At 32.9% G+C, this 23,990-nt stretch carries 25 protein-coding genes; 9 read left to right on the top strand and 16 right to left on the bottom strand.

The genetic code is table 11. From position 1 onward, the window contains the following. Positions 1–6: 6 nt before the first annotated feature. The 3 genes from EV145_RS17025 to EV145_RS17015 form a co-directional block, all read right to left on the bottom strand. Entirely contained in the window at positions 7–813 is an 807-nt protein-coding gene (locus tag EV145_RS17025) for a mechanosensitive ion channel family protein (RefSeq protein WP_133526397.1), read from the bottom strand. 99 nt (positions 814–912) lie between these two features. Then, on the bottom strand, positions 913–1,296 hold the full coding sequence (locus tag EV145_RS17020) for a YtxH domain-containing protein (RefSeq protein WP_133526396.1): 384 nt from the start codon (positions 1,294–1,296) through the stop codon (positions 913–915). A gap of 153 nt (positions 1,297–1,449) precedes the next feature. Next, a complete protein-coding gene (locus EV145_RS17015) occupies positions 1,450–2,349 on the bottom strand; it encodes a NifU family protein (RefSeq protein WP_133526395.1) in 900 nt (299 codons plus the stop codon). A 143-nt stretch (positions 2,350–2,492) separates the two neighbouring features. Between EV145_RS17015 and EV145_RS17010 the strand changes: the two genes are divergently transcribed. Further along, positions 2,493–3,482 carry a type IX secretion system membrane protein PorP/SprF gene (locus tag EV145_RS17010; protein WP_133526394.1) on the top strand — a complete coding sequence of 330 codons (990 nt, stop codon included), beginning with the start codon at positions 2,493–2,495 and terminating at the stop codon, positions 3,480–3,482. A 6-nt stretch (positions 3,483–3,488) separates the two neighbouring features. Further along, positions 3,489–4,007 (top strand): gamma carbonic anhydrase family protein, encoded by a 519-nt coding sequence (locus EV145_RS17005; protein ID WP_133526393.1) that lies wholly within the window; start codon positions 3,489–3,491, stop codon positions 4,005–4,007. An 11-nt stretch (positions 4,008–4,018) separates the two neighbouring features. On the opposite strand, the gene EV145_RS17000 is transcribed toward EV145_RS17005, so the two are convergent. The 5 genes from EV145_RS17000 to EV145_RS16980 all read right to left on the bottom strand — a co-directional run bounded on the left by EV145_RS17000 (position 4,019) and on the right by EV145_RS16980 (position 8,165). Beyond that, complete coding sequence (locus EV145_RS17000; protein ID WP_133526392.1) at positions 4,019–4,735, bottom strand: LytR/AlgR family response regulator transcription factor; 717 nt, start codon at positions 4,733–4,735, stop codon at positions 4,019–4,021. Between the two features lie 134 nt (positions 4,736–4,869). Beyond that, complete coding sequence (locus EV145_RS16995; protein WP_133526391.1) at positions 4,870–5,976, bottom strand: sensor histidine kinase; 1,107 nt, start codon at positions 5,974–5,976, stop codon at positions 4,870–4,872. Further along, complete coding sequence (locus EV145_RS16990; protein ID WP_133526390.1) at positions 5,977–6,309, bottom strand: DUF4907 domain-containing protein; 333 nt, start codon at positions 6,307–6,309, stop codon at positions 5,977–5,979. After that, entirely contained in the window at positions 6,299–7,306 is a 1,008-nt protein-coding gene (locus EV145_RS16985) for a Kelch repeat-containing protein (protein WP_133526389.1), read from the bottom strand. The genes EV145_RS16990 and EV145_RS16985 overlap by 11 nt, the downstream gene beginning before the upstream one ends. A gap of 16 nt (positions 7,307–7,322) precedes the next feature. Next, the gene (locus EV145_RS16980) at positions 7,323–8,165 is read right to left on the bottom strand and encodes a DUF6268 family outer membrane beta-barrel protein (protein ID WP_133526388.1); all 843 of its coding nucleotides are present in this window, start codon (positions 8,163–8,165) and stop codon (positions 7,323–7,325) included. Between the two features lie 230 nt (positions 8,166–8,395). Between EV145_RS16980 and EV145_RS16975 the strand changes: the two genes are divergently transcribed. Then, positions 8,396–9,727 carry a DUF4270 family protein gene (locus tag EV145_RS16975; protein WP_243739277.1) on the top strand — a complete coding sequence of 444 codons (1,332 nt, stop codon included), beginning with the start codon at positions 8,396–8,398 and terminating at the stop codon, positions 9,725–9,727. Beyond that, on the top strand, positions 9,728–10,963 hold the full coding sequence (locus EV145_RS16970; RefSeq protein WP_133526387.1) for an aromatic hydrocarbon degradation protein: 1,236 nt from the start codon (positions 9,728–9,730) through the stop codon (positions 10,961–10,963). A gap of 4 nt (positions 10,964–10,967) precedes the next feature. Here the strand turns inward: EV145_RS16970 and murI are convergent, their stop codons facing one another. The 8 genes from murI to EV145_RS16930 form a co-directional block, all read right to left on the bottom strand. After that, positions 10,968–11,744 (bottom strand): glutamate racemase, encoded by a 777-nt coding sequence (gene murI / locus EV145_RS16965; RefSeq protein ID WP_133526386.1) that lies wholly within the window; start codon positions 11,742–11,744, stop codon positions 10,968–10,970. Between the two features lie 153 nt (positions 11,745–11,897). Further along, positions 11,898–12,401 (bottom strand): OmpH family outer membrane protein, encoded by a 504-nt coding sequence (locus tag EV145_RS16960; RefSeq protein WP_208110910.1) that lies wholly within the window; start codon positions 12,399–12,401, stop codon positions 11,898–11,900. 14 nt (positions 12,402–12,415) lie between these two features. Further along, on the bottom strand, positions 12,416–13,426 hold the full coding sequence (locus EV145_RS16955) for an OmpH family outer membrane protein (protein WP_133526385.1): 1,011 nt from the start codon (positions 13,424–13,426) through the stop codon (positions 12,416–12,418). Between the two features lie 45 nt (positions 13,427–13,471). Further along, positions 13,472–16,225: an outer membrane protein assembly factor gene (locus EV145_RS16950; protein WP_166638476.1), complete on the bottom strand. Its 2,754-nt coding sequence runs from the start codon at positions 16,223–16,225 to the stop codon at positions 13,472–13,474. Further along, complete coding sequence (locus tag EV145_RS16945) at positions 16,158–16,898, bottom strand: isoprenyl transferase (RefSeq protein WP_133526384.1); 741 nt, start codon at positions 16,896–16,898, stop codon at positions 16,158–16,160. Before EV145_RS16945 ends, EV145_RS16950 begins: the two co-directional genes overlap by 68 nt. A 4-nt stretch (positions 16,899–16,902) precedes the next feature. Beyond that, positions 16,903–17,586: a DUF6089 family protein gene (locus tag EV145_RS16940; protein ID WP_133526383.1), complete on the bottom strand. Its 684-nt coding sequence runs from the start codon at positions 17,584–17,586 to the stop codon at positions 16,903–16,905. A gap of 173 nt (positions 17,587–17,759) precedes the next feature. Further along, positions 17,760–18,644, bottom strand: coding sequence for an NAD kinase (locus EV145_RS16935; protein WP_133526382.1), 885 nt, complete (start codon positions 18,642–18,644; stop codon positions 17,760–17,762). 98 nt (positions 18,645–18,742) lie between these two features. Next, positions 18,743–19,402: a CBS domain-containing protein gene (locus EV145_RS16930; RefSeq protein WP_133526381.1), complete on the bottom strand. Its 660-nt coding sequence runs from the start codon at positions 19,400–19,402 to the stop codon at positions 18,743–18,745. 117 nt (positions 19,403–19,519) lie between these two features. On the opposite strand from EV145_RS16930, the gene EV145_RS16925 reads away from it, so the two are divergent. From EV145_RS16925 to clpP, 5 genes are all read left to right on the top strand, one after another. Continuing rightward, complete coding sequence (locus tag EV145_RS16925) at positions 19,520–20,233, top strand: pyridoxine 5'-phosphate synthase (RefSeq protein WP_133526380.1); 714 nt, start codon at positions 19,520–19,522, stop codon at positions 20,231–20,233. 20 nt (positions 20,234–20,253) lie between these two features. Next, positions 20,254–21,018 carry an alpha/beta fold hydrolase gene (locus EV145_RS16920; protein WP_133526379.1) on the top strand — a complete coding sequence of 255 codons (765 nt, stop codon included), beginning with the start codon at positions 20,254–20,256 and terminating at the stop codon, positions 21,016–21,018. 138 nt (positions 21,019–21,156) lie between these two features. After that, complete coding sequence (locus EV145_RS16915; RefSeq protein WP_133526378.1) at positions 21,157–21,501, top strand: phage holin family protein; 345 nt, start codon at positions 21,157–21,159, stop codon at positions 21,499–21,501. Positions 21,502–21,615: 114 nt separating this feature from the next. Beyond that, positions 21,616–22,938 carry a trigger factor gene (locus EV145_RS16910; protein ID WP_133526377.1) on the top strand — a complete coding sequence of 441 codons (1,323 nt, stop codon included), beginning with the start codon at positions 21,616–21,618 and terminating at the stop codon, positions 22,936–22,938. 328 nt (positions 22,939–23,266) lie between these two features. Then, positions 23,267–23,941: an ATP-dependent Clp endopeptidase proteolytic subunit ClpP gene (gene clpP / locus EV145_RS16905; RefSeq protein WP_133526376.1), complete on the top strand. Its 675-nt coding sequence runs from the start codon at positions 23,267–23,269 to the stop codon at positions 23,939–23,941. Positions 23,942–23,990: the final 49 nt, after the last annotated feature.

The following is a 23,990-nucleotide window of genomic DNA, read 5'->3' as shown; positions in this document are numbered from 1 at the left end:
ATCTATTTATTTTTGAAGCGTAAACGGCTGAACAGAAATTCCTGCTTCGTCTAAAGCTGCTTTGCAATTCTCTAAAGTTTCAGAAAAAACAGCCCCATAATTCGCATTTTTTGCCCACGGACGAACGGCAAAATCTACTGAACTTGCTGATAAATTTTTTACAAAAACCTCAGGAGCAGGAGTTTTAAGCACTTTTGGGTTTTTAGTCAAAACATCTAAAAGAACCTCTTTTGCTTTTTTGATATCGGAGTCGTATGAAACTGAAAACGTCAAATCGGCTCTTCTTTCTCCCTGCATCGAATAATTGATAATAGTTCCGTTTGACAAAGCCCCATTTGGAACAAAAACAGTCTGATTATTTCCGGTTAACATTTTGGTGACAAAAATCTGGATTTCTAAAACTGTAGCAATAACACCTTGTGCTTCGATGGTATCACCAACTTTAAAAGGTTTAAAAACAATTATTAGCATACCGCCAGCAAAATTAGAAAGCGAACCTTGAAGAGATAAACCAACTGCAAGTCCCATAGCTCCTAAAATTGTAACAAATGATGTCGTCGGAATTCCAAGATTTGAAATAAAGGTTACAAATAGTAAAATTCGGAGTGCCCATAATAAAATATCGGCCAGAAATTTAGTCAAAGTAGGATCTAAATTTCGTTTCACCATTATTTTCCTGATCGATCTGTTTATTAATCTTATGGCGTATAAACCAACAAATAAAACGATAAGAGCAGAGATTAATTTTGGCGAATAATCTACTAATACTTTTATAATCGCGTTGGCGTAACTACTTAATTGTTCTGGGCTCATATTTTTGTTTTTAAGGATAAAAAAAACCTTCTCAAGAGAGAAGGTGTATTATTTTGCAAATATAAAAAATATTTATTTTTATAAGAAAAGAATGCGGTTTTATTCCTTTTCAGCTTCTTCGACTGCTGGTTCGGTTGTGTCGGCAACAGTTTCTGAAACAATTGTTTTACTATCATCAGCGGCTTCTGCTGTTTTCTCTTTTACAGTTTCAACAACATCGCTGATCGCATCAGATGCTTTTTCAACATATTCGCTCACAATATCTTTCGCCTGATGTGCATATTCTGCCGCAGTTTCAATCATTGGTTCTGATGCTTCTTTTGCTTTAGCAATCGTTTCTTCGGCAAAAGTTTCTGCTTTTTCAATGTATGGAGCAGCAGCTTCTCTAGCTTGCTCAAAAGTGCTTTCGGCATTATTTGCCAATTCGTTTACAGATTCTTTGGTCGAGCCAAATAAATTCTTGAAAAAAGATGTTACACCCATAGTTTTATATTGATTGGTTAAGAATACAATATTAGGTAATTTTATAGAATTACTAGTCTTTTATTATTTATAATTTATTGAAAATAAGATTAATATAAAATAAAAAAAACGCCTGCAATTTGCAGGCGTTCCTCTTCTTTGTGATATTTTGTATTAAGCATTCAAAGCCTCAACTGTAATTGCTTCATCATTCAGCATGCTTTTCAGCATATTTTCGATACCGCTTTTTAAAGTAAAAGTAGATGACGGGCAACCGCTGCAGGCACCTTGCAAAATTACTTTTACAGTTTTGTTGTCTTCGTTATAAGAATCAAAAGCAATATTTCCACCGTCTGCAGCAACTGCTGGTTTTACGTATTCTTCCAAGATATTGATGATTTGCTGAGAAGTAACGTCTAATTTGTCGAACGCTTCATCTTTTGCGACATCATTTTTGGTTTTAGTTTCAATTAAACTTTCATCTAAAACAGTTCCGCCATTTTCGATAAATTGTTTAATAAATGTTCTTAATTCTAACGTAATTTCATCCCAATTGTTGATTTCATATTTCGTTACTGAAATATAATTTTCATCAATAAAAACTTCTTTTACGTAAGGAAATTTAAATAATTCCTGCGCAAGTGGAGAAGAAGCTGTTTGGTCAATGTTTTTATATTCAACAGCATTGCGTGTCAGCATTCTGCTCACGACAAATTTTAAGGCTGCAGGATTTGGAGTTGTTTCTCCATAAACCGTAATAGGCTGTTTTTTTGGCTTGTTTTCGTCGATAGTTACAATAACACCGCCTTTGTCAACAAAAGCTTCTATTTGCTCTGCAACAGCTTCTTTTACATCATCCCAATCAACAATACTGAATCGTTCAATAGCGATAAAATTCCCTGAAATATAAACGGTTTTTACAAACGGAAGATAAAATAGTTGTTGTGCAAGTGGTGATGCTTGTGCCTCATCAATATTTTTGAATTCGAAGTTTTGATTTTTTGTAATGAAATCTTCGAATTCAAACTTTAAAATCGCGGGATTTTGTGTTTCTTTTATAGTGATTTTTGTCATGGTCATATATTTTTTGCAAATTTAGTAAAGTTATTTTCTACTAATACTTATATTTGGTTTTTTAATAAAATAATTAAGACTCTTTTCAAATAAATCGTATTAAATTATCAGAGTCAAAAATTTCTTTAAACAAATTTGCCTTTATGGAATTTAGAATCAAGGTTTTATTCATTTTTTTGGTTACATCTTTTTATTCCTATTCGCAAGAAGGAATTCCTGTTTACTCAGATTATTTGTCGGATAACCTTTATTTGATTCATCCATCAATGGCCGGTGCAGCAAATTGTGCAAAAGTAAGATTAACAGCAAGAAAACAATGGTTTGGTCAAGATGACGCGCCTTCACTTGGAACTTTAAGTTTTAACGGAAGAATAGGCGAGCGCTCTGGTGCCGGAATAATTGTTTTTAATGATAAAAACGGATACCATTCTCAAAAAGGATTAAAGCTTACGTATGCCCACCATATTATGTTTTCGAGAGATGAACTTGATTTGAATCAACTTTCATTTGGTATCAGCGGAGGCGTTATTCAGAGTCAGTTAGATGAAACAAAATTTGGAGGAACTTTTGATCCAATTGTTTTTGGGTCTATTCAAAAAGATTCTTATTTTAATGTTGATGTTGGAGCTTCATATAATTATTTAAATTTTTATGCGCATGCTACTGTTCAAGGACTTCTTGAAACTAGAAGAGAGTTGTATACCGATTATGAAAGCGACAATTTGAGAAAGTTTTTGCTTAGTGCCGGATATGTTTTTGGAAAAAATGGAAATTTTACTTGGGAACCATCTGTATTGCTTCAAGTTTTTGATCAGACAAAAGAAAAAACGATCGATTTAAATATGAAAGGCTACAAAAACATGGAGTTTGGAAGTTTATGGGCAGCGTTATCATATAGAAGAAGTTTCGATGGAGCACAATACAGCACAGGAAGCGGTGTACAGGCGCAAAAATTACAATTTTTTACGCCAATAATTGGAATTAACTATAACAATTTTATGTTTGCTTATACGTACACACAAGTTATGGGCGATGTAAAATTTGATACTGGAGCTTATCACCAAATTACTCTTGGAATCAATTTATTTTGTAAAAAAGAACGTTACGATTGTAATTGTCCTGCTATTAATTAAATTACTATGTTAATCAAGTCTGTAAACGGAAAATCACCTTTGATTCCAGAGGATTGTTATGTTGCCGAAAATGCGACAATTGTTGGAGATGTTTCATTTGGACATTCCTGCAGTGTTTGGTTCAATGCGGTTATTCGCGGTGATGTTCATTTTATTAAAATTGGTAATAAAGTAAACATTCAGGATGGCGCAATTATTCATTGTACCTATCAAAAACACCCAACTATTATTGGAAATAATGTGTCAATAGGGCATAATGCAATTGTGCATGGTTGTACGGTTCATGATAATGTTTTGATAGGAATGGGCGCAATTGTTATGGATAACTGCGTAATCGAGAGTAATGCAATTATTGCTGCCGGAGCAGTTATAACGCAAAATACAGTTGTTAAATCAGGAAGCATTTATGCAGGCGTACCGGCCAAAAAAGTGAAAGATATTGATCAATCTGACTTTGCTGGTGAAATTGAGCGTATTTCGAACAATTACGTGATGTATTCGAGTTGGTTTAAAAACGAAGAATAACTTAAAACGAACTACAAATTAATCTTTTCAAAAAAAGCAGTCTTGTAACTTTCGCTGATTGGAATTCGTTTGTCACTAATCAAAACTTTATTTTTCTGAATCGATTTGACATGTTTTATATTAATAATGTAAGATCTGTGAATTCGTGAAAAACCTTTGCTAGAAAGCAAGTTTTCCAGTTTTATCAAGCTTATTAAAGTGAGCGTAAACTTATTGTCAGTGGTATATATTTTTACATAATCTTTCAAACCTTCGATAAATAATATATCTGAAAAATTCATTTTTACATTTTCATATTCAGCTCTTACAAACATAAAATCCTGTTCTAATTCTGGAGTTGCGGTATTTTCGGAAATCGCTTGAATAGCCGTTGCCGGATTTACAATTTGCTGTGCTCTTACAACCGATTTTAAAAAGCGATGAAACGGAATTGGTTTTACTAAATAATCAACTGCGCCAAGATTAAATCCTTCGACAGCATAATCAGAATAAGCAGTTGTAAAAATAACCAAAGGCTTTTTTTCAATTGTATTTAAAAAGTCAATTCCAGAAAAATGTGGCATCTGAATATCTAGAAAAATCAAATCAACATTATTTTGGTTGATAAAAGATACGGCATCAATAGCATTATTGAAAGTATTCACCAGTTCAAGTGAATCTACTTTTTTGACAAAATCTTCTAATAATTCAACTGCTAAAGGTTCATCATCAATAATTACACATTTCATCTGCTGGAAATTAAGTTTTAAAATTTTGTTTTGGCGCTCAAAAGTACTTTTAAATCAGTCAATTAAGTTTTAAAATTATCATAAAATAAGCGTTTATTTTATAATTATCTCTTAACGTTTAGATGTAATACGAATTAATTTATAGCGGTTTGGATTTCATCTAAATTTAAATTCAGATGAACTCTATAATATTGATTGTCCTGTGTAATCGACAGCTGATGCGCATTTGGATAAAGCAAATCAAGTCGGTTTTGAATATTTACTAAGCCAATTCCTGAGTTTTCTGGATCTTTTACATAATTTTCAATTGTATTTTCTATCCAAAAGTCAAGACTGTTTTCATGAATGAAAATTTTGATTTTAACATGTGCGGCACCTTTATAATCGGTTCCATATTTAAAAGCATTTTCAACAAACGAAATTAAAAGCAATGGCTCTATAAATTTGTTTTTTGTGTCGCCATGAACATTGATGACAATGTCTTCAATATTGTTAAGTCTGAGTTTTTGCAGTTCAATATAATTCTGAATATAATTGATTTCTTTTTCTAAAGCCACCGTTTTATTATCTGTTTCATACAGCATATACCGCATGAGTTCAGATAATGTCACGATGGCATCAGGGACCAAATCAGATTTCTTGTGTGCCAATGAATAAATACTGTTCAAAGAATTGAATAAAAAATGCGGATTAGTCTGCTTGCGTAAATAAATCAATTCGGTATTTGTTCTATGTGTTTCGGCAATTAATTTATTTTGCTGATTATTATAAAATTCAGTTAATGTTCTAATAATTGCACTTATTGTAAGTATTAAAATGTAGAAAAAAGAAGGAGCAATTTTAAAAAAGAAGGGTTGTCTTATTTCGGTTCTAAAATGCGCGCCTTTCGGAAAAAATTTAGGATCCGGCATCATTCTGGCCGGACGCATGTTTTCGGGTCTTAAATGTCTAAAATCCGGGATGAAATAATGCGTTCGGATGACCATGAACACAACAATAATAACTAGAGCAAAAACAAAATAAATCAAATACTTTTTTTCTAAAAGCAAAACCGGAACCAAGTAAAAATAGTTAAGATAAAACAATATAATTCCAGTAACCCATTGCGCATAAAAATCATTATTGATTTTAAAAGGGCTTTCGTAAAATTGAATTAAAGAAGTCAATATAAAGAAAATCCATATGATACAATGAAATAGAATTTTGTTTGAACTAGTATTTTTAATGGCGTCTATCTTCATTTAGAATTTTATTTTTAATAAAATTAAATCATTTTTCGTTAAAGTTGGCGACATATTTCTGTCTAGTTTGCTAACAACCAATTTTGCTGTTTTTAAAGCTTCTTCTTCTGTAGAAAAACTCTTCGCAGTGCTTATCACCGGAATGATTGATTGTTTTATTAAAATTTTATTTTTGCTTGAAATAGTATATCCCCAGCCTGTTTTTGTTTTAAAAGAATCGATTTTGAATGTTTCATTTTTTGCACAGGCAGTAAATTGTAAAACAAGTAAAATAAACAATAAATTCTTCTGGATTTTACTCCAGAAGAATTGCTTTTTTGTATTAATTATCATCGTCGTTTTGTTCGTCAAGAGGTTTAAATTCCCATGCATCATCAAAATAAGTTGAACCAACTCTTCCTAACATATAAAACCCACGGTTGTTAATGGCAAAACCTACGGCATCTGTTCTTGTTGCACCTTCCATTGGAGTTCTCTCTGTCCAAAGATCGGTTGATGGATTGTATTCCCAAACTGTTTTTACACTTTCTCCGCCTACAATATAACCCAGTCCATTCATACTAAAACTAGAAGCGTTGGAACGAGTGATAGCATATTCATCATTGTAGGTGTAATCATCATCAGTGTCTTTGTCAATATCACGTTTTCTTGTCCAAACATCTGTTGATGGGTCAAATTCCCAAAAATCTTCTTGGTAAACACCATTATTTATTCCAGTTCCTAAATAAGCTTTATCACCAATTGTAAAAACAGTAGCATTTCTTCTTTTGTTGCCACTAAAGCCATTTACTAAAGTCCAGGCATTTGTTTGGTCATTGTATTGATAAAAGTCTTTCAGATAATTTCCGTCATATCCAGTTCCAAAATAAGCTTTCCCACCAACTTGAAATCCAAGGGCGCCATAACGGCCAGTTCCTGCAAAATCAGCTTTCTGAGTCCAGCTATTGCTTGTTGGGTCATATTGAAAAAAATCTTTCAATTTATTAGTTCCATCATAACCAAGGCCAACATATCCTTTTTCATTTAAGGAAAAACTTGAGGCAGAACTTCTTCCTGCACCTGTAAAATCAGCTTTTTGTTCCCAGTAATCTCCATTAGAATTATAAGCCCACAAATCTTTTAAATATTCATCACCAGTGTAACCTGTTGCTATATAAGCGTAATCGCCAATCACAAAACTAGTAGCGCTTGATCGAGCAGGACCATCAAATGCCGACTTTTTAATCCAGTTTCCTATCAAATCATCGTCGTCATCATCATTACTGCAGCCTGCAAAGATTAAAGCTGAAAACAGAGTAGCGAATAATATTCCTTTTTTCAAATTATTCATAGTGTATAAAATTTATTTATTGTTTGTATTTGATGCCAATGCTAAAGATGCCACCGTCGCCTGTATTAAAATTGTATACAGTGTGATTGTCAGAATCTGTCAGTTTGTATTTTTTATTAAAATCATAGCCGGCTTTAAAATTCAAAAACCAATTTGAATCTACATTTCGTTCATATTCAAAAGCCGATGTCATTTGCGATAAACTCATTTTTGATGCGTTATAATTAGCGTCGGACTTTTGATCTAAATAGTAAAAGCTCCCATTAAAGCTGTTTGTTAGACTGAATTTATTTCGGATATTATTTGAATAAGAAATTTTTGAGTCTGGAAATCCAACTGAAATTGTACTTTTTTCACTGAGTATATAGTTTATTGCTAAAAGAGGAATAAATTTTGGAGTTCCAAAAACGGCAGATCTTGCAGCTCCAACAGTAATATTTGTATTTGAATTCAATTGCTGATTAATTTCAAAACTTCCTAAAAGAGTAAAATCAGAAATATCTAAATTCTCCTGAAAACTGAACATTGGTGTAAGCGAAAATTGCAGTTTTGTTTTGTCTGATGCTTGAAATAAATAATCTGTTTTGTTTAGAAACTGATTAAATCGATCCAAATTTTCAGATGATGAAAAAGAGCCGAGTTCATAATTGACATGCAACTTTGAATATTCAGTTGTATTTGTCAGCTGGTTTTTGGTGTTTATCTTTTTATTGAACAACACCGAAACATTACTTTCGTTAAAATCAATTTTATCGGTTGGTTCTGTTTTTAAATTCACATTTGCCGAAAAAGTTTCTTGAGCCTTCATATTATAAAATGAAATTGTAAAAACGGAACATATTAAAAGCTTTATTCTCATTACTTATTTATTGGTTCAAAAGTAGGAGGCCGATGGTTTAAAAAAAAAGAATATATATGTATGGCGTTTTTTGATAGACTAAATCGCATTTTTTAAGGCTGAAACAAAGTTTTGATTGTATAAAGCTATTATAGATGAGTTTTTGCTGTTTGTAGTGTAAAAACGCATGGCTGTATATGTTATAGTGCGGTGCAGATTGCACCAATTTATATTTGCCGAAAAATTATATTATGCACAAGTTTATATTGATGTTCTTTTTTGCAGTTACGATGCTTTCGTGCGGTACAGATACTGATGCTGGTGAATTTGTTGTTGGGTCAGATTATTTGGCGGTAAGCAATAAAGCGATATTGATTGATACGCTGACGGTTGATATGGCTACAATAAATTTTGACTCTTTGGCGACTTCAAATCAAAGCCGAATTTTAGTTGGAAATTATGACGATCCTATTTTTGGAAAAATTAAGTCAAACAGTTATTTACAATTGGCAGCAGATTCATATACTTTAAATATTACAGGAGGTTCAGATACGGAGGCAGTTAATTTTGTTTTCGATTCCATTTCCATGATTTTAAAGTATGATAATTATTATTATGGTGATACCACAAAAGTGCAGACATTTGATATACATAGGCTGACACAAAGGATAAAACCTAATACTGGTGACGATAATTTGTATAATAATTCTTCCTTTGCTTACAATGATGAAAGCATTGGCTCGATTTCATACAAACCCAGACCACTTGAAAAAGATTCTATTGTAATAAAAATGAGTGATGCTTTTGGTTCGGATCTTTTTCAAAAATTAAAGAAAAGAGAAATTACAGATTTTGACAGTTTTTCAGAATATTTGAAAGGACTTGTTCTCGTGCCTTCAACCTCAAATTCATCCAGTGTTATTGGTTTTCATGTTTCAACTAGCAAAGTCAGGATGTATTATTCCAAATATCAGGCTGATACTGAAGAAACACCTTATGTATTGGAATTTTCAGTTTTAGATGCGACAAAGCAGTTTAATTCTATTTCTTTGGATAAAACAGGAACAATACTTCAGAGTTTGCCCATCTCGAGCAGTAAATTATCCAGTTCATTTACAAATCAGCAAGGTTTTATTCAATCGGGTACAGGTGTCGCCTGCCGAATTGATTTTCCCAATATTAAACAGCTTAAATATATTTCAGATAATGGCGCTATTGTTAGTGCTGATTTGATTTTAAAACCTGTCAACAATACCTATTCTGAAAAGTATCCATTAGCAGATTCTTTACGGGTTTATGTGGGAGATAATTTAAACCGAATTAGTGCTTCTCTTGTAAATTCTGCCGGCACTACGGTTTACGGAATCTTGAATAAAAAAAGTGACGAATTTAATGAGAACGTTGGATACACAATTCCTGTTGGAAGTTTTTTACAGAAAGAAATGCTCAAAAAAGCTGATTCAAGGTCATCTCTGATTTTGACATTGCCGGGAATTTCTAAAACAGTAAATAGAATTGTTTTAGGGGATCAAAAACATTTGAATAACAAAATCCAACTCAAAATTTATTATATCTCCTATTAAATGAAAAATAAAATAGTTTATTTAACCTGCTTCATTTTATTGTCGCTGACTTCATTTTCCCAAAGTATTTCAAGTTCTCCTTATTCACTTTATGGAGTTGGGAGTGTATATGATTCTGATTTTGGAATTCTTCCTTCAATTGGTTCGTCAGGTATGGCTTTGCCATCTGCGAGTTTTATTAATAACTTAAATCCGGCTTCTTTGGGTTTTATTCCATTAAATCATTTTATGTTTGATATTGGCGGAAAAGCCATTGCGACAACGTACCAAAGCAGCTCTAGAACAGAAAAACGAAATAATTTTCAGTTTTCCCATATGGCTTTTGCTTTTCCAGTTACTAAAAACTCTGGATTTAGTTTGGCATTGCGACCTTACTCCAGCAGCGCTTTTAAAATTTCAAATTTAAAACTGCCAATAGAGAACAGTCAGGAATACTATTATTTAACTGCCGTTGGATCTGGCGGACTTAATAATTTTGATTTTTCATACGGATATCGATTTGGCAAAAAGCTTTCACTTGGTTTCACTGGATCATTATTATTTGGAAACACCATTGATGAGCGAAGTTTTCTAATCCAGAGCACAGTTACGACAGTCAATAAAAAGAGCGATTATAATGGTCTGCGTGCAATACTAGGAGCACAGTATAAAATAGATTCTACTTTTACGATAGCGCCAGTAGTTAAATTGCCTGCTCAAATTAAGGCTTCAAAAGTGCAAAGTGTTCAGGTGATTGCTGATGAGGTTGTAACGCAAATTGAATCTGATGTAGCTTCTAATATAGACGATTTTTATATGCCTTTAGAAATAGGAGTAGGGTTTAGCAAACGTTTTAAAAATAATTTAAATATGACTTTAGATTATGAAAAAAGCTTTTGGAATAATACAAATCAATCTGAGTTGTACGGAAACTTTGTAAATCAGGATAGATTTGCGCTAGGTTTTACTTATAACGCCAAGAAAGATATTCGGAAATATTGGGATCGTGTTCAATATGCGATGGGGGCCAATTTTGATAATGGATATCTTGAAGTAGATGGAAAACGAGTAAATAATGCAGCCATTTCTTTTGGTCTTTCTTTGCCAATAGAGAACACTTTGACAACGCTAAATATTTCATATTCTTACGGTCAAAAAGGTCGAATTACGGATAATTTAATAAAAGAAAATTATCATAAATTGTCTTTAAATTTATCTTTAGACGGAATTTGGTTCGTCAAAAGAAAGTTTGAATAAAGTCTTAGAAATCTTTGTGTACAACCGGATATTTATAATCTAAAATTGACTCCAAGACAGCTGGATTTGAATTAACATAAAATTCAGGTTCACTTTCTTTAAGATCAGATAAACCAACTTTTTCACGTAGAATATTTTGTGTCTGACGGGCCACCGCTTCACCAGAATCAATAATCTGGATGTGGTCCGGCAGAATTTTTTTTATCTGAGGAATTAAGTACGGATAGTGACTGCAACCCAAAACAAGATAATCAATATTGGCATCAATCATTGGTTGTAGGTAAGATTCTAAAAGCTTAGTCATTTCTGGTGAATTTAGATTTCCATCTTCTATCAGCTGTACTAAGCCATGCCCAACTTGTTCTACTATAGTTGTATTTTGAAACATTTCGGCTGTTTTGTTAAACAGTTCACTGTTTAAAGTTCCTTTAGTAGCTAAGATGCCAATTACCTGCGTTTTTGAATTATTAGCGGCTGGCTTAATAGCCGGCTCAATACCTATAAACGGGATGTCATAATCAGCACGGAGTTCACGAATGGCATTGGTTGTAGCAGTATTGCAGGCTACAACAATTAATTTACAACCCATTTCGATTAATAAATCAACATTCTTTTTACTTAAAGCAACAATTTGTTCTTTTGTCTTTTGACCATAAGGAGCATTTTTGCTATCAGCTAAATAAATGGTTTTTTCGTTTGGAAGAAGATCATGAATGGCATTCCAGATGGAAGTTCCTCCAATTCCAGAATCAAAAACGCCTATAGGATTGTTGTTCGTCATAAATACAAATTTAATATTTTTTGAAATAAATTGATGTTTCAATTTAATCGAAATCTATAAAATCTTTTCTTTTTTAGTTTTAATTTATTGTAAAAAAAAATGCCCAGACTTATAAAGTACTGAGCAGTTTTTTAATAATAAGAAATTAGTTTCTTAGAATCCTAAATCTTTTTTCACATCAGCAGTGATGTTTGGACCATCAGCTAAGATAAGTGAAGAACCATCTAAAACGTATTGGTAACCTTTAGCTTTTCCAACTTTTTGGATAGAAGCTTTCACTTTCTCCATAATAGGTTTCATGATGTCTGAATCTTTTTGTTGTAGTTCTTTTTGTGCATTGTCTCTGTAATCAACAATTCTTTTTTGCATGTCTTGAACTTCTTTAGCGCGCTCTGTGTTAACTGCTTCAGTTTGTTTAGTAGACTCTTCTTCGTACTTTCTGATTTTAGTTTGGTATTCTTCAACCATTTTTTTGTATTCTGCGTCGTATGTACCACTTAATTTTTGTAGTTGATTTTGAGCATCTAGCATAGCAGGCATTTTCGACATAATCTCGCTAACATCAACATGGGCAACCTTAGCCTGTGCATTCATTGTGTTACTTGCTCCTAAAATTAGAACGGCAGCAATTAGTAAAGTTTTGATTTGTTTCATCATTTTTAAAATATTAATTAATTATTGGTCGTATTAGGTTTTTGTGTTTCGGCTTCTTTTGCTTTTTTAGCCGCTTCTCTTTCTTCTAATATTTTCTTTCTTCTTTCTTCTAATTCTTTTTTACGCTGTTCGTAGAGTTTTTGTCTTTCAGCGGCTTTATCTACTGGTGGCTCTGTTGTAGCAGGAACTGTTTCAGTGGCTGTAGCAGGTTTTGCTGTTGTTCCGTCTGTTTTAACAGCTTCTGTTGACTTTGCAGGTTCAGAAACCGTGCCATTTTTTTTAGCTTCTCTTTCAGCTTGTATGGCTTTTCTTCTGTCGTCGTATTCTTTTTTCTTAGCTTCCTGTTCTAATCTTCTGTCTTCGATCAGTTTTTCTCTGGCAGCTTTCTTTTCGTCCAGGGCTTTTTGTCTATCGGCCATTGCTGGGTTTTCATCGATAGCATTTTCTTTACTCTCTTTAATTTCCTGATCTTTCAATTGTTTTTTAGTCAATTGCTCTCTTTTGTCAGTTCTGTTTAAAACGCGTATAACCTGATCGCTGATGTCAAATTTTTTGTTGCTGAAAAGCATTGTCAGATCTGAAGATTTGTCAAAAATAAAATCGTAACTTTTAGCTTCTGCAATATCCTGAACAGCTGTAAAAACTTGATCTTGGATTGGCTTGGCTAATGCAGCCTTTTGATGGATTAAATTTCCGTCAGCTCCAAATTGTTTTTGCTGATAATCCATCATTTCTGTTTCCAGAAATTTTATTTCCGTTTCTCTTTCATCAATAAGCTCTTTTGTAAGAAGTGCTTTTTCAGCTTTTAAACTTTCTTTCAGTTTATTTATTTCTATTTTTTTGGATTCAATTTCTTGTTTCCATTTTTGAGCTTTCAACTCTAATTGAGCTGTTGCCTCTTTATAGTCAGAAACGTTTTCAAGAATGTACTCCATATCGATATAGCCAATTCTTGTCGTTCTTGTCTGTGCCTGACTTGTATTTGCTACAATCAAGGCTAAAAATATAAATAAAAACTGTTTTATCATAACATAACTTTATTTGATGATTTTTAACCAAACGCTAATAATTGCCTAAAATTGTTGACCAATGATAAAATGAGTTTCCCATCCGTTTGCTTTATTGGTAACAGAGTTAGGAAGTGCGTCGAAACCGTAACCAAAATCAATTCCTAGTAATCCGAATGCTGGCATGAATACACGTAAACCTACACCTGCAGAACGGCTCAAATCAAACGGGTTATAATCCTTAAATGTTGGATATGATGAACCTGCCTCTAAGAATGTCAGCGCATAAATTGACGCTGATGATTTTAATGTGATAGGGTAACGCAACTCCATAGAGAATTTGTTGTAAATTGTTGCTCCAATTTGCTGACCAGCAGCATTTGTTGGTGTCAATGATCCATTTGGATATCCTCTTAAACCAATAGTTTCTCTACCATCCATTGAGTACTGTGCCATTCCGTCTCCTCCTAAATAAAAACGCTCAAACGGCACTACGCCTCTTGCTTGATCATAAGCTCCTAGGAAACCAAATTCTGTCAAAGTTCTTAAAACTAATTTACCATATACTTTTGTATACCAGTCTGCTTTAAATTTAATTTTATAGTATTCTAGCCAATTGTATTTCTTTTGATCGACTTTAGCAACATCCGTATCAGCGTTTGCATAATCAGATCCAACACTTACATATCCAGATTGTCCATTTACAGTTTCTGTCTTTACAAAATCACCAGTGTTTAATGGCTGACCATCAACTCCAGATGTTGGTGCTCCGGTATATTGTGTTTTATATTCTTTTTGGTTTTCTAAATCTCCATAATTAATTCCGTTAAGTAAAGAATATGGAGGCGTTACTTTTGCTGAAATACTAAACTCCGAACCATACGTTGGGAATATAGGATTCAAACCTTTGTTGTTTCTTGTAAGTCCTATAGTATAAGCAAGATTTCGTGATGCTCCATTACCAAAGGTAAACAATCCTGTATAATAATTGTTCAAGTCATAATGCTGATAACTTACAGATTGTGATAGTACAAAGAAATCATCCGGCACAGTTAGACGTTTTGCTAAACCAAACTGTACTGTAAAAATATTAAAACTTTTACTTTTATCAACAGTTCTTGTTGCGTAATTGTTGTTGAACTGTTTACTATAAGAAATTGCAGAACTGAATTGTACTGGTTTTTTACCTCCAAACCATGGCTCAGAGAATGACAAACTATAAGTTTGGAAATAGGTACTTCCTTGTAAACGAAGTGCCACTTTTTGACCATCTCCCATTGGAAGCGGTTTGTAAGACTCCTTGTTGAATATATTTCTTGCTGAGAAGTTATTGAATGAAAGACCTAAAGTTCCAATGAAACCGCCACCGCCGTAACCTCCTTGAAGTTCAACCTGGCTAGATCCTTTTTCAACAAGTTGATATTCGATATCAACCGTTCCTGCTCCAGCATCTACATTTCTAAATTCAGGTTTAATAGATTCCGGATCAAAGAAACCTAATTGACCAATTTCACGAATTGTTCTTACTAATTCTTCTTTGCTGTATTTGTTTCCAGGTTTAGTTCTTAACTCACGATAAATTACGTGGTCATTTGTTTTGTCATTTCCTGTAACATAAATTTTATTGAAATAAGCAATTGGACCTTCTGTTACTCTAATTTCAAAATCAATAGTATCATTTGCTGTTTTTACCTCTACAGCATTGATATTCGAGAACAAATAACCATTGTTTTGGTATAAGTTTGTAATATCTTCTGCATCTGGTTTTGTTTTATCTGCAATACGTTTTTCAAGTAAAACTCCGTTGTAAGTTTCCCCTTTTTTAATACCTAAATAACGGTGCAAAAGCTGATCAGAGTAAACAGTGTTACCTAAAAATTTAATATTTCCAAAGTAATATTTGTTTCCTTCTTCTACATTAATTTTGATGTCAAGCATTTTTTTCTCCTTATTATAAGCGACAGAGTCATAAATAATACGGGCATCACGGTAACCTTTTTCTTTGTAAGCAGCAACTACTTTTTCTAAGTCGGTTTTGTATTTTTCAGGAATGAATTTTGATGCTTTTAAAACACGAAATAGATTTTTTTGTTTCGTGTCTTTCATTGCAGCTCTTAATTGAGTATCAGTAAGCTGTTGGTTTCCAATGAAATCAATACTGCTAATTTTTACCTTATCGCCCTTGTCAATTCGAACAAGCATATTTACTTGATTACCGGCAGTAGTGTCAGGTGTATTTGTAATAGTAACTTTTGTGTTATAAAAACCTTCTTTTTTATATTTATTTTCGATGTAATTTTTGGTAGTCGTAATTAAGTTTTCATTGACAATTTTGTTTTTTGTCAAATTATTATCCTTAATAAGTCCTTCGATTTTGCTTTTCTTGACACCAACAATTTTAACTTCATTTAGTTTAGGAAGCTCAACAATATTAAGGTCTAGATAAATACTGTCGTTTTCAACTTTGTTGATATAAAAAGCGATTTCGTCAAAAAGGCCAAGTTTGCCTAATTTTTTGATTGCACTACTTATTTCTTCACCAGGAACTGTTATTTCCTGCCCTTTTTGAAGGCCAGAAAACGTAACAACTGTTTGTTCATTGAAGCTTATTTTACCAACAACAGAAACTTTAGCAAGAATATATTTTTTTCCTTGATCAAAAGGAACTCGATCTTGTGCTTTTATTTGTGAAAAACTACCCAAAAGTAGTAGGGTAAGGACTATTTGTACTCTTTTTTGTAACACTAAAAAATTATTTAATTTGTTCACTGGTTTTTCCAAATCTACGTTCTCTTTTTTGATAACTAATGATAGCCTCATATAAATCTTGATCTTTAAAGTCTGGCCACAAGACATTCGTAAAATACAATTCTGCATAGGCAATCTGCCATAGCAAAAAGTTACTTATTCTATGTTCTCCACTTGTTCGTATTAATAAATCTACGTCTGGTAAATTTTGCGTGTAAAGATGCTCATTTATAATTGAATCGTCAATAGTGTCTAATGAAATTATATTATTTTTAACTTTATCGCTGATGATTCTGACGGCATTTACCAATTCTTCTCGCGATCCGTAACTTAAAGCCAGCGTCAACGTAAGGCGCGTATTGTTTTTGGTCTTCTCAATAACGTCTAAAAGTTCCTTTTGGGCTGATTTTGGTAATTTTTCTAGATTGCCAATTGCATTAAGTTTGATGTTGTTTTCTTGTAAGGTAACAAGTTCTTTTTTTAATGAATTGATTAATATTTTCATTAATGCTTCTACTTCCAGTTTTGGACGATTCCAGTTTTCTGTCGAAAAAGCATATAAGGTTAAATATTCAATACCTAATTTAGCACAATTGGTAATTGTTTTTTTTACTGATTTTGTTCCGTTTTCATGACCAAAAGCGCGTAAAAATCCTTGTTGTTTTGCCCAACGTCCATTTCCGTCCATGATAATGGCCAGATGTTTTGGTAGGTTTGAGCGATCTATAGTGTCTAGTAAATTCATTGTATTATTCTGCGCAATAGCAAGGTTTTTGTCCAAAGGTATACGTTAAAGTAATTCCAGAGAAGACATACCAGTCGTTATTATTTAAATTTCCAAAACGCAAATTCGATAAATTGCTGTTGCTTGGGTTGCTTCCGTCAATATTGTCTGTAAACGTATAGCGCGCACCAACTTCTGCACCTATCACAAAATGCGGTGTTATGTTTGATTTTATTCCTAATGTCATTGGAATGGCAAAAGAACCTGCATCTTTGTCTTTTCTTGTGACTCCTCCGCTAATGTATAAATCATCATAAAAAAAAGCACTTATGCCTGTATATATATAAGGTGTAACTTTTGTATGATAATCGTGCAAATTGAAATCGAAAAAATTAAATTCTAAACCTGCTGAAAACTCCTTGATTTTGTTTTCGAAACTGTAGCCTCTTTTGTTTCTTCCTGATTCATTAGAATCAGTATCATTTCCTGAAACTGTTGATTGTGTATAAGAAAAACGATACGCATGACGCGGACTTTTATTCCATTTATATAATACGCCAAAAGCCAGCTTATCTGGATTGATATAAGTAGTGCTTCCTACGTCTCCAACGAAGTTGCTTCCGCCAAGAAAAACACCTATCTCATTGATCTGAGCATTAAGTGTAATAAAGGGGAAAAAACATAACAATAAATTAAAAATTTTCTTCATTTAATTCAAAATTGCGTGCAAATATAATAATTATCGATACGAATCAACGTTGCTTTGATTAAATGTGCTTTTTTTTCAATTTACATTATGATTTTGAGACATTTAATGCGGATTCGATACATGCAGAACGAGAAAAAGTGGTATTATCGTATAGTCAACCGTCAGAAAAAGACTTAATTTCTTTTGTCTTCTCCCCACAGCAATTTATTTCTCAAAGTTTTTAAGAAAGTCTCTCCCGGAATCTCTACCATTTTGATTTTGTAATCTGTTTTCTTGATTTTTAGAATCGATTCGTTTTTTACAGATGAAATTCTTGAGTCTAGAGAAACTAAATATTGATCTTCTCTTCCTGTTACACGTAGTGTGATTTCTGTATCGTCAGGAATTACAAGCGGTCTGGCAGTTAAATTATGTGGTGCAATAGGAGTTATTACCAAGCTTTTGACATCAGGTGTTAATATTGGTCCGCCGCAGCTTAACGAATAACCTGTTGAGCCAGTTGGTGTAGAAATAATCAAACCATCGGCCCAATATGAATTTAAATATTCGTTGTTAAGATACGTTTCTACGGTAATCATCGAAGTGGTGTCTTTACGGCTGACAGTAACTTCGTTCATGGCGAAATTAAGTTCTTCGAAAGCTTCGTTTTTAGGTTCAGAAGTTAATCCTAATAAAGTACGTTCAGAAGTTGTGTAGTTTTGATCAATAACAAACTGCAATAAACTGTCGATGTTTTCTTTTTGAACTTTGGCTAGAAAACCTAATCTTCCTGCATTTATCCCTAATAAGGGTACGCCTGAATTACGAACAAAAGCGGCAGATCTTAAAACGGTACCATCCCCGCCAATACTAATAAGCATTTCAAAACTATTATCTAAAATTGTACTTAATGAGAATGTTTTATAGTCTTTTTTTACCAGCTGTTTTTCATAAAGCATCTCCAGAAAATTTTCTTCAATAACTATTTCAACATTGTTTGAAGCAAAAAACAAGAAAATGTCTTTTATAATAGGCTCGGTGCTGTTTTGATAATATTGTCCGTAAATGGCTATTTTCATTATTTTTAAATTAGATAATTTGTCAATGTGTCAATTAGATAATTTGCAAATGTGAAAATTGTCTAATTAACTAATTTTCTCATTGGCACATTTATAATTTATATATTAAGGTATTTGTCTAAGTAATCAGAGCGTTCTTTTAAACTATTGATGTATGCGTCTTCCTGATGTTCAGAAATAATTTCGTAATTGTATCGTCTAAAAGTTTGGATGATTTCATTCATTGGACCAACGCCAATTTTGATTGTAATCTGAACATTTTCTAAATCAGCTTCAGATATAAAACAACCAAGAATTTTTCCATTATTGCTTTCTACAATTTGGGTTACCTGGCCCATTGAATAATCCAAAAGTCCTTTTTGAACGATGATGATGCCACCTTGCTCTTTTAAAAACGGTGTTTCCTGAAAGAATCTCATGATGTCTTCCATTTCGTAATATCCGATATAGGCATTGTTTTCATCCAATACAGGAATTGTGTTGGTATGATTTTTAGCAAAAACCTCTAATACGTCAAGCCATATCATTGATTTTCGGGCAAAAAAACGTTCTAAAGTATATTTGTAGTCAATTGTTTTTTTATCAGTGTCAAAAGTTTCAATATCATCAGCGGCAATGCTTCCAATAAAGACACCTTCTTCTAAAACCGGAAAATGAGAAAAATCCACGTCGGCAAAAAAGTCCTGAACAGATGCTATTGTTTCCTGACTGTCAATCGCCCTGAAATCATTGGTGATATAGTTTGTAATTTCTGTCATAAATCAATTGAAGATATTTCCTTGCAAAATAATCAAAAAATACCAAAAACTGCTACGTTTTACTTTGTATTTTTGTCGTAACAAATATAGTGTTACTAGAATTAATTATCTATTTATATGACAAAGTTAAGTGTAAATATCAATAAAATTGCAACCCTAAGAAATGCTAGAGGCGGAAATGTCCCTAATTTACTAAAAGTAGCAGCAGATATTCAAAATTTTGGCGCTCAGGGAATCACCATTCACCCGCGTCCAGACGAGCGTCACATTCGTTATCAAGATGCGCGTGATTTAAAAGCAATTGTTACTACAGAATATAATATCGAAGGAAATCCGCAGCATAATTTTATTGATTTGGTTTTAGAATGCAAGCCAGATCAGGTAACCTTGGTTCCAGATGCTATTGGCGCAATAACATCTTCTGCCGGCTGGGATACAATTAAAAATCAAGATTATTTGACTGAGGTTATTCAGGAATTCCAAAGAAACGGAATCAGAACTTCGATTTTTGTTGATCCCGTTTTGGAAATTATTGAAGGTGCCAAAAAAACAGGAACCGACAGAATTGAATTATATACTGAAGCTTTTGCACATCAATATGATTTAGGAAATAAAAATGGAATTGAGCCTTACACAAAAGCGGCAGAATTGGCAAATGAATTAGGTTTAGGAATTAATGCCGGACATGATTTAAGTTTGGATAATATTCAGTTTTTTAAACAAAACATTCCAGGCCTCCTTGAAGTTTCAATTGGTCATGCTTTAATTTCTGAAGCTCTTTATCTTGGTTTAGATAATGTGGTTAATATGTATTTGAATAAATTGAAATAATTCTTTAGAAAAAACAAAATATGCTTTACTCAAAAATAGAAGGCGAAGGAAAACCATTTGTTATTATGCATGGTTTTTTGGGAATGTCTGATAACTGGAAAACACTTGCCGGACAATATGTCGAAGCTGGATTTCAGGTTCATATTTTAGATTTAAGAAATCACGGGCGCAGTTTTCATTCAGACGAATGGAGTTATGAAGCTATGGTTCAGGATGTTTTTGAATACTGTCAGGCAAATAATTTAAACCGAATTGATATTCTTGGACATTCGATGGGCGGAAAAGTGGCGATGCTTTTTGCGACAACTCATCCCGAAATAGTTGATAAACTAATTGTGGCCGATATTGGTCCGAGATTTTACAAACAGCATCATCAAGATATTTTGGCAGGATTGAATGCGGTCGATTTTTCTGTAAAGCCAAGCAGGGCTGATGTTGAAGCAATAGTCGCGCAATATGTTCCTGATTTTGGAACGCGTCAGTTTTTGCTGAAAAATTTATATTGGAAAGAGCCGGGGCAATTAGCTTTCAGATTTAATCTGCAAGTTTTTAATAATAATCTCGATGCTATCGGGAAAGCTTTAGCAGCTGATTTAGTTTTTGAAAAACCAACATTATTTATAAGAGGAGGAGAATCTGGATATGTTTTAGATTCTGATATTGATTCTATAAAGGAGCATTTCCCGAATTTAAAATTAGAAACAATTCCAAACACAGGACATTGGCTTCATGCCGAAAATCCTAAAATGTTTTTTGAGCTGACAACGGAGTTTTTGAAAGAATAATTTTTATAGCCACAGATTAAAGGATTGTCACAGATTAAAAATCTTTATAATCCTTTAATCTGTGGCAAAAAACAAGAATGCAATAGTTGGTAAATATAAAATTCATTACTTTTATTAAAATTTTAAACCAGAAAAACTATGAAATTATTACTCAGACTTCTTGTTACTGCAGCTTTGGTGTTGTTAATAGCTAATTTTTTAAAAGGTGTTCACGTAGCCAGTTTTGGTACGGCTGTAATTGTTGCGGTGGTTTTAGGATTACTGAATATTTTTATAAAACCTATTTTGGTTATTTTGACTTTGCCGGTAACGTTTATCACGCTGGGCTTGTTTTTGCTGGTTATAAATGCCATAATAATTTTGCTTTGTACAAATATTGTGGGCGGGTTTGCAGTCGATTCGTTCTGGACAGCTTTAATTTTTAGTGTTATTTTGTCTATTTTACAATCTATTACTTATAAAATACTGGGAGACGATAAATAAAAACAAATTTTGCAGATTAAAACTGCTTCAAATACAATAAATTAAAAACTTGGTTGGGTTGCAAAAATTTTATAATTTTGCAACCCAATTTTATTATGTAAATTAAAGAAGAAGATGGATATTAAAAGAGTAGCAACAGACGCTGTGAACGAGACAATTGTTTTAAACGTTGTTCACATGGATTATAAAGGTCAAGTAGCAAAAAGAATAAACGAAAAAATGCCTTTGGCTACCGTTAAAGGTTTTAGAAAAGGTCAAGTGCCTAAAGATCTTGTTGAAAAACAATACGGAAAAGCAATTAAGCAGGAAGAAGTTAAAAAAGTTGTTGATTTGGCTTTAGAGCGTTTTGTTCAGTCTGAAAGATTAAATCTTTTAGGAACTCCTCTTGCTAAAGAAAACGAAAACTTTGATTGGGACGCTGAAGAACTAACTTTCGAATACGAAATTGGTTTGGTTCCTAACTTCGAAATTGATTTAGAAGCTAAAAACAATATCGTAAAATATATCGTTACTGCTGATGATAAATTAATCGACGGACAAGTAGAGCGTATCCAAAAACAATTCGGAAAAGCAATTCCACAAGATAAAGTTGAAGCTGATTCAGATTTAACTGGAACTTTCACAAACGAAGAAAAAGGTATCAACAATACAACTACAATTTCTGTAGCTACATTCAACAAAAAAGCAGGTGATAAATTCATCGGTAAAAAAGTTGGTGATGTTGTAACAGTAAGCACAAAAGGTTTATTTGAAGATGATCACCAATTAATGGATTACTTAAAAGTAGCTCATGATGATGTTCACGGTTTAGATATCGAAGTAAACTTTACTATCGAGGCTATCAACGGAGCTGAATTGGCTGAATTAAACCAAGAATTATTTGATAAACTTTTTGGTGAAGGAAAAGTAGCTTCTTTAGAAGATTTAAAAGCTAAAATTAAAGAAGATGCTGAAGCGCAATTCGCACAGCAAGCTGACCAAAAATTATTATTAGACGTTCAGGATTTCTTGATCGAAAGTACAAAATTTGATTTACCAGCTGAATTCCTTAAAAAATGGTTACAAACTGTTGGAGAGAAAAAACTTTCTGCAGAAGAAGCTGAAGTTGAATACGCAAGATCTGAAAAAGGATTACGTTTTCAATTAATTGAAGGAAAAGCAATGGCTCAAAGTAATATCCAAATTACATTTGAAGACTTAAAAGAATTTACTTCAGGTGCTATCAGACAACAAATGGCTCAATTTGGACAAACAAACCCAACTGAAGAAGAAGTTCAAGGAATCGTGGCTAGAGTTTTATCTAATCAAGAAGAAGTGAAAAGACTTTCTGAGCAAGTTGTAGCAGCTAAATTGTTAGATTTATTTAAAGAAAAAGCAAATCCAACAACTAAAGAAGTTACTTACGAAGAATTTATCGCTGCGTCTTACGGAGAATAAATTTTAGTCTGAAGTCAAAAGTTATAAAGTCGAAAGTTAAGAAGTATACTTTTTAAAAATTAAGATTTTATTACAGAAACTGAAAGATAAAAATAATTATATTTGAACGTCAATGGAAAATTTTATTCTCTTGGCGTTCTTTTTTTTGTTTCAGGTTTTAAGTTGGTAAATGTTTCTTAGAAAAAAAACTTAGAATCTTAGTGCCTTAGAATCTTAGCATCTTAAAAAAAAGAAGACAAATTGACATCCTTTATAAAAAGGTATGAACTTTGTTAAATTCGTTTAGGTCACTTTCTGACTTTAGACTTTCAAACTTTAAACTAAAAATATGAACTACGGTAAAGAATTCAAAAAATTTGCTACAAAGCACCAAGGAGTTAACGCAATGTATTATGATAAAATCATAGCAGCGATGAACCCAACAAACATGACTCCATATATTATCGAAGAACGTCAGTTGAATATTTCTCAATTAGACGTTTTTTCAAGATTAATGATGGACAGAATTATCTTTTTAGGAACTGGTATCGATGATCAAATCGCTAATATCGTTCAGGCTCAGCTATTATTTTTAGAAAGCGCTGATGCATCAAAAGATATTCAAATTTACTTAAACTCTCCAGGAGGAAGTGTTTATGCAGGTTTAGGAATTTATGACACTATGCAGTACATCAAGCCAGATGTTGCTACAATTTGTACAGGTATGGCAGCTTCTATGGGAGCGGTTTTATTATGTGCAGGAGCAGCAGGAAAACGTTCGGCTTTGCCACATTCACGTGTAATGATTCACCAGCCATCTGGAGGAGCACAAGGAGTTGCTACAGATATGGAAATCAACTTACGCGAAATGTTGAAACTGAAAGATGAATTATACAACATTATTTCACACCATTCAGGACAAACTTTCGAAAGAGTGCACAAAGACAGTGAGCGCGATTACTGGATGAAAGCTGACGAAGCGAAAGAATACGGAATGATTGATGAAGTTTTGAGAAGAGGATAATTTTTTAAGCTTCTAAGTTGCTAAGACGCTAAGATTCTAAGTGTTCTTT

Origin of the sequence: Flavobacterium sp. 245 (assembly GCF_004362055.1) — a bacterium.
GTDB lineage: Bacteria > Bacteroidota > Bacteroidia > Flavobacteriales > Flavobacteriaceae > Flavobacterium.
The sequence above is the reverse complement of the archived record's forward strand: the minus strand, read 5'-3'. Positions and strand labels throughout refer to the sequence as shown.

Coding starts and splice junctions, on each gene's coding strand:
- EV145_RS17025 (WP_133526397.1), bottom strand. CDS start 813: ATGAGCCCAGAACAATTAAGTAGTTACGCCAACGCGATTATAAAAGTA.
- EV145_RS17020 (WP_133526396.1), bottom strand. CDS start 1,296: ATGGGTGTAACATCTTTTTTCAAGAATTTATTTGGCTCGACCAAAGAA.
- EV145_RS17015 (WP_133526395.1), bottom strand. CDS start 2,349: ATGACAAAAATCACTATAAAAGAAACACAAAATCCCGCGATTTTAAAG.
- EV145_RS17010 (WP_133526394.1), top strand. CDS start 2,493: ATGGAATTTAGAATCAAGGTTTTATTCATTTTTTTGGTTACATCTTTT.
- EV145_RS17005 (WP_133526393.1), top strand. CDS start 3,489: ATGTTAATCAAGTCTGTAAACGGAAAATCACCTTTGATTCCAGAGGAT.
- EV145_RS17000 (WP_133526392.1), bottom strand. CDS start 4,735: ATGAAATGTGTAATTATTGATGATGAACCTTTAGCAGTTGAATTATTA.
- EV145_RS16995 (WP_133526391.1), bottom strand. CDS start 5,976: ATGAAGATAGACGCCATTAAAAATACTAGTTCAAACAAAATTCTATTT.
- EV145_RS16990 (WP_133526390.1), bottom strand. CDS start 6,309: ATGATAATTAATACAAAAAAGCAATTCTTCTGGAGTAAAATCCAGAAG.
- EV145_RS16985 (WP_133526389.1), bottom strand. CDS start 7,306: ATGAATAATTTGAAAAAAGGAATATTATTCGCTACTCTGTTTTCAGCT.
- EV145_RS16980 (WP_133526388.1), bottom strand. CDS start 8,165: ATGAGAATAAAGCTTTTAATATGTTCCGTTTTTACAATTTCATTTTAT.
- EV145_RS16975 (WP_243739277.1), top strand. CDS start 8,396: ATGCACAAGTTTATATTGATGTTCTTTTTTGCAGTTACGATGCTTTCG.
- EV145_RS16970 (WP_133526387.1), top strand. CDS start 9,728: ATGAAAAATAAAATAGTTTATTTAACCTGCTTCATTTTATTGTCGCTG.
- murI (WP_133526386.1), bottom strand. CDS start 11,744: ATGACGAACAACAATCCTATAGGCGTTTTTGATTCTGGAATTGGAGGA.
- EV145_RS16960 (WP_208110910.1), bottom strand. CDS start 12,401: ATGATGAAACAAATCAAAACTTTACTAATTGCTGCCGTTCTAATTTTA.
- EV145_RS16955 (WP_133526385.1), bottom strand. CDS start 13,426: ATGATAAAACAGTTTTTATTTATATTTTTAGCCTTGATTGTAGCAAAT.
- EV145_RS16950 (WP_166638476.1), bottom strand. CDS start 16,225: ATGAGGCTATCATTAGTTATCAAAAAAGAGAACGTAGATTTGGAAAAA.
- EV145_RS16945 (WP_133526384.1), bottom strand. CDS start 16,898: ATGAATTTACTAGACACTATAGATCGCTCAAACCTACCAAAACATCTG.
- EV145_RS16940 (WP_133526383.1), bottom strand. CDS start 17,586: ATGAAGAAAATTTTTAATTTATTGTTATGTTTTTTCCCCTTTATTACA.
- EV145_RS16935 (WP_133526382.1), bottom strand. CDS start 18,644: ATGAAAATAGCCATTTACGGACAATATTATCAAAACAGCACCGAGCCT.
- EV145_RS16930 (WP_133526381.1), bottom strand. CDS start 19,402: ATGACAGAAATTACAAACTATATCACCAATGATTTCAGGGCGATTGAC.
- EV145_RS16925 (WP_133526380.1), top strand. CDS start 19,520: ATGACAAAGTTAAGTGTAAATATCAATAAAATTGCAACCCTAAGAAAT.
- EV145_RS16920 (WP_133526379.1), top strand. CDS start 20,254: ATGCTTTACTCAAAAATAGAAGGCGAAGGAAAACCATTTGTTATTATG.
- EV145_RS16915 (WP_133526378.1), top strand. CDS start 21,157: ATGAAATTATTACTCAGACTTCTTGTTACTGCAGCTTTGGTGTTGTTA.
- EV145_RS16910 (WP_133526377.1), top strand. CDS start 21,616: ATGGATATTAAAAGAGTAGCAACAGACGCTGTGAACGAGACAATTGTT.
- clpP (WP_133526376.1), top strand. CDS start 23,267: ATGAACTACGGTAAAGAATTCAAAAAATTTGCTACAAAGCACCAAGGA.